Below are 4,737 nucleotides of genomic sequence, written 5' to 3' on the forward strand. Positions count from 1 at the left end.
CTCTAAAAGAACATTTGTTCTATATATGAATTATAAAACATTTATTGACTTTAGTCAACATTAATATAATTCATATTTATAGTCTTACTTAAATTAAAAGTCCCAACCTTAAGAGTTGGAACTCCCTTTGTAATTATATCCATTTTTATAAAATATACACTATTTTTTAGTATTTATTATTTTTATATTTTTCTTAAAATAATCGTATCCTGATACTATAGTCATAATAACTGCAATAAGTAAAAGCACCCTTGGTCCATCCATTATAAGTTTTTTAATAATTTCACTACTACTAACTAGAGAAATTAAATATTTTGATGTCCCAACATTTACTTGTAGTAATAAAGATATTATTGCAGCTATTTGTGTAACAGTTTTTACTTTTCCCCACATACTAGCAGCAATTACTTTACCTTCAGAAGCAGCTATAGTTCTTAGTCCAGATACAGCAAATTCCCTAGATATTATTATCACTGTAGCCCAAGCTGGTACAACTTGAAGCTCTACTAAAGAAATTAATGCAGCTGTTACTAAAAGCTTATCTGCTAGAGGGTCCATAAATTTACCAAAGTTTGTTACTTGGTTTCTAGACCTAGCTATGTATCCATCTAATTGATCTGTTAAAGATGCAATTATAAATATAAAAGTAGCTATAAAGGTTCCATACGGAATGTCTTGTACTGCAATAAATATTAAAAATAATGGAACTAAAAATATTCTTAGCATTGTTAGCTTATTTGCTAAATTCATCACATACCTCTCCTACTAAATCATACTCTAGAGATTCCTTAATTTTCACCTTTACAATGTCACCTATATTAATATTATCATTATATTCTATTAATATTGTGCCATCTATTTCAGGAGCCATTTCTGAACTTCTTCCAATGAAATATTTTCCTCTACGTCTATCTATTATAGTATCATAAACTTTATTCATTTTCAATTTGTTTAAATTAGAAGAAACATCTTTTTGTATAAGCATTAACTTATTTTGTCTTTCTTCTTTTACTTCTTCTTCTATTTGATCCTCCATAGTACTAGCAGGAGTCCCCTCTTCTTTAGAATACTTAAATACTCCAACATTATCTAGTTTATATTCTTGTAAGAACCCACATAACTCATTAAAATCTTCTTCTGTTTCCCCTGGGAATCCAACTATTAAAGATGTTCTTAAAGTTATAGCAGGAACTTTTTCTCTAAGTTTTTTAATCATTCCAGTTATAGTTTCTTTATTAGTTCTTCTAGCCATTTTCTTCAAAACATTATTGCTTATATGTTGAATTGGCACATCTAAATACTTAACAACTTTTTTATTATTAGCTATTTCTTCTATTAATTCTTCAGTTATTTCCTCTGGGTAACAATATAACAGTCTAATCCACTCTACCTTATCTATATTAGAAATATCTTTAATTAAACTGTGTAATTCTTTTTTATTGTAAATATCCATTCCATAGTAAGTTAAGTCTTGTGCTATTAAGATTATTTCTTTAACACCATTATTAGCTAAAGTATTTACTTCTTCTAATATAGCTTCCTTACTTCTACTTCTAAACTTTCCTCTTATTTTAGGAATAATACAGTATGTGCAATAGTTATCACAACCTTCTGCTATTCTTACATAAGCTGTATGTTTATCCGTAGTTAAAAGTCTTATTCCTTCATTAATATTTTCATCACTATAATTTGCGGCAAATAACTTTCTTTCACCATTTATGAAGTCTAAAATCATTTTATGAATCTTCATATAATCATTAACACCCATTAATATATCTATTTCTGGCATTAATTCTAAAAGTTCTTCACCATATCTTTGAGTTAAGCAACCTGTAGCAATTAACATTTTACATTTATACTTATTTTTATACTCCGCCATTTCAAGTATAGTGTCAATGGATTCTTGCTTTGCACTCTCTATAAATCCACATGTATTTACTATTATAATTTCAGCTTCTTTTGGATCATTAGTTATTTCATAAAACTTATTTATACTTCCTAAGATAAGTTCTGAGTCTACTCTATTCTTATCGCAACCTAAGCTTACCATTCCAACCTTATATTTTTTCAAAGATACTTCCTCCTGTGTTGTAAAAAGTGATTGTATTTAATCTAAATATTATTTTAAATTAGTTAATTAGGATTTACAAGTTTTTTTAATCCTCTAGTTCTAATTCTTCCTTAGAAATTAATACCTCTCTTGGTCTGCTTCCATCTTTTTCAGATATTATACCTCTTTCCTCAAGATCATCCATTATTCTAGAAGCTCTATTAAATCCTATTCGTAGTTTCCTTTGAAGGAATGAAGTTGAAGCTTGATTATATTCTACAACAATTTTGATTGCTTCATTTAAGAGTTCATCTACATCACTTGACTCTATTCCTTTATCAGTTCCCTTACTTTCATTTTCTATATGCTCAATTATAGATTTTTCATAGTCTATACTTGCACCTTCATCTTTAATAAAATTTACTACTCTTTCTACTTCTTCTTCAGAAATAAATGCTCCTTGCACTCTTACTGGCTTGTTTTCACCCATAGGACAATATAGCATATCTCCTCTTCCAAGTAACTTCTCTGCACCTGTTTGATCAAGTATAGTTCTAGAGTCAATTCCTGATGATACAGCAAAAGATATTCTTGATGGGATATTCGCTTTTATTACACCTGTAATTACATCTACTGATGGTCTTTGAGTTGCAATTATTAAATGTATTCCAGCTGCTCTTGCCTTTTGAGCTAATCTACATATATAATCCTCTACATCATTTGGACATGTCATCATTAAGTCAGCAAGCTCATCTACTATAATAACCATATAAGGTATTTTTTCTTCTATCATACCTTTATCAAACAAGGCATTATATCCTTCAATATTCCTAACTGAGGATTCTGAGAATAAGTTGTATCTTTTATTCATCTCATTAACTGCCCAGTTTAAAGCTGCTGCAGCTTTCTTTGGATCTGTTACAACTGGAATTAACAAATGTGGTATTCCATTGTAAATACTAAGTTCAACAACTTTAGGGTCAACCATTAAAAGTCTAACTTCCTTAGGGCTGTATTTATAAAGTAAACTTACTATTAATGTATTTATGCATACTGATTTACCAGACCCAGTTGCCCCTGCAATTAAAGTATGTGGCATAGTCGCTATATCTCCAATTACTGATTTACCTGCTATATCTTTACCTAATGCAAAAGCAATTTTATTATTTGATTCTTTAAAATCTTTATTATCTAAGACTTCCCTTAAAAATACTGGAGTTTGCTCACTATTAGGAACTTCAATACCTATAGCAGCTTTTCCTGGTATAGGAGCTTCCATTCTAACTCCACTAGCGGCAAGTCCTAAAGCTATGTCATCTTGGAGATTTACTATCTTTGAAACCTTAACACCTGGACTTGGCTGTATTTCATATCTAGTAACAGAAGGTCCTTTTGTCACTTGTTTAACATTGGCATCTACTCCAAAATCATTTAATATTCCTACCAATTTACTAGCATTTTCTAGTAAGTCTCTTTTATCTTCTTTCTTAAATTTTGTCTTATTGTTTATGTTTAATAACTCAATTGAAGGATTAATATATGGCTTCTCCTCCTTTTTCTCTTCAGTTAAGCTCTCTTCTATTTCTTTACTAACTACTTCTTTTACGTTATTATCTAACTTTTCTTTCTTTGCTTTAACTTCTTCTCTTTCTTTTTTCTCTTCATTGAATACTTCAATATTAAATGGATTCTCTTCACTTCCCTTGTTTTCATCTGTTTCTTTAAATATTTCCATAGAACTATCTTCAAGGGATGAATTTTTCATGAAATCTAATATTTTTATCTTATTATTTATTCCACTTATGAAGTCTTCTCTTTCCTTATCTTCTACCTTAGGAACCACTTCTATTAAGGATTCCTTATCTTTAATTTCTTTTTCTTCCTTATTCTTTACCTTTTTATTTGATTTATTAAACTTTCCTTTAAAACCACTAGCTATATCATATAAAGTAATATTTGCAGAAAGAATAACTCCTATAATTACTATAGTTGCATATAAAATATATGAACCAATAAAACCAATTAATCTACTTAGAGGATAACTTATCAAATGCCCAAGAAGTCCTCCATTTAGCCCATTTTGATCAAATACAGCTTTCCAATCTTCAGAAAATCCTATACTTTCACCTAGTATATTTATACTTGCAGTTGCACAAAATAATGTTATAGATATTATAATCATAGAAAATCCAAATAATCTTCTAGTAAATTTTATACTTCCCTTTGAAACTATAATATGATAACCAAAATAAATTAAATATAAAGGAAGTACAAAGGCGCTAACACCTATTAAGTTGTATATAACATCTCTTGATATTTTTGATAATGCTCCAGCCCAAGTAGTATATATAGCTATAGATAATAACACACCTAAAGCTATATATATTATACCTTTAATATCTCCATTTTCCTTAATTCCTTTCTTAGCTGTGTCCTTTTTCTTGCTAGTTTTTCTCGTATTTTTTCTAGACACAATATCACCTCGCCATTTTCCACTTCTTGTAAACAAACTATTTACATAATATAATTATAAACTCAAATAAAAAAAAAGCAATTCAAATAAAATATCATTTATTTAAATTGCTTTCTAAATTAATTTTTACTTATTAATTCTTTTAATTTATCTAAAGCATCTTTAATTCCACCAACTTCATCAATGAGTCCACAGTCAACAGCCTGCTCTCCAA

General features: G+C 28.8%; 3 protein-coding genes and 1 pseudogene. All 4 read right to left on the reverse strand.

What is annotated here, in order from left to right; translation table 11 throughout:
- Window positions 1-159: 159 nt before the first annotated feature.
- The gene (gene pgsA / locus E6248_RS13330) at window positions 160-750 is read right to left on the reverse strand and encodes a CDP-diacylglycerol--glycerol-3-phosphate 3-phosphatidyltransferase (RefSeq protein ID WP_316341280.1); all 591 of its coding nucleotides are present in this window, start codon (window positions 748-750) and stop codon (window positions 160-162) included.
- Window positions 734-2,071, reverse strand: coding sequence for a 30S ribosomal protein S12 methylthiotransferase RimO (rimO, locus tag E6248_RS13335; RefSeq protein WP_316341281.1), 1,338 nt, complete (start codon window positions 2,069-2,071; stop codon window positions 734-736). Before rimO ends, pgsA begins: the two co-directional genes overlap by 17 nt.
- An 85-nt stretch (window positions 2,072-2,156) precedes the next feature.
- On the reverse strand, window positions 2,157-4,523 hold the full coding sequence (locus E6248_RS13340) for a DNA translocase FtsK 4TM domain-containing protein (protein WP_316341282.1): 2,367 nt from the start codon (window positions 4,521-4,523) through the stop codon (window positions 2,157-2,159).
- 119 nt (window positions 4,524-4,642) lie between these two features.
- Window positions 4,643-4,737, reverse strand: a pseudogene (locus E6248_RS13345) (Clp protease); the annotation flags it as partial.

It is taken from the genome of Clostridium sp., assembly GCF_032552055.1.
GTDB lineage: Bacteria > Bacillota > Clostridia > Clostridiales > Clostridiaceae > Clostridium.

Bases quoted from the DNA above. Each gene is read 5' to 3' on its own strand.
- pgsA (WP_316341280.1), bottom strand. From the start codon at position 750: ATGAATTTAGCAAATAAGCTAACAATGCTAAGAATATTTTTAGTTCCA.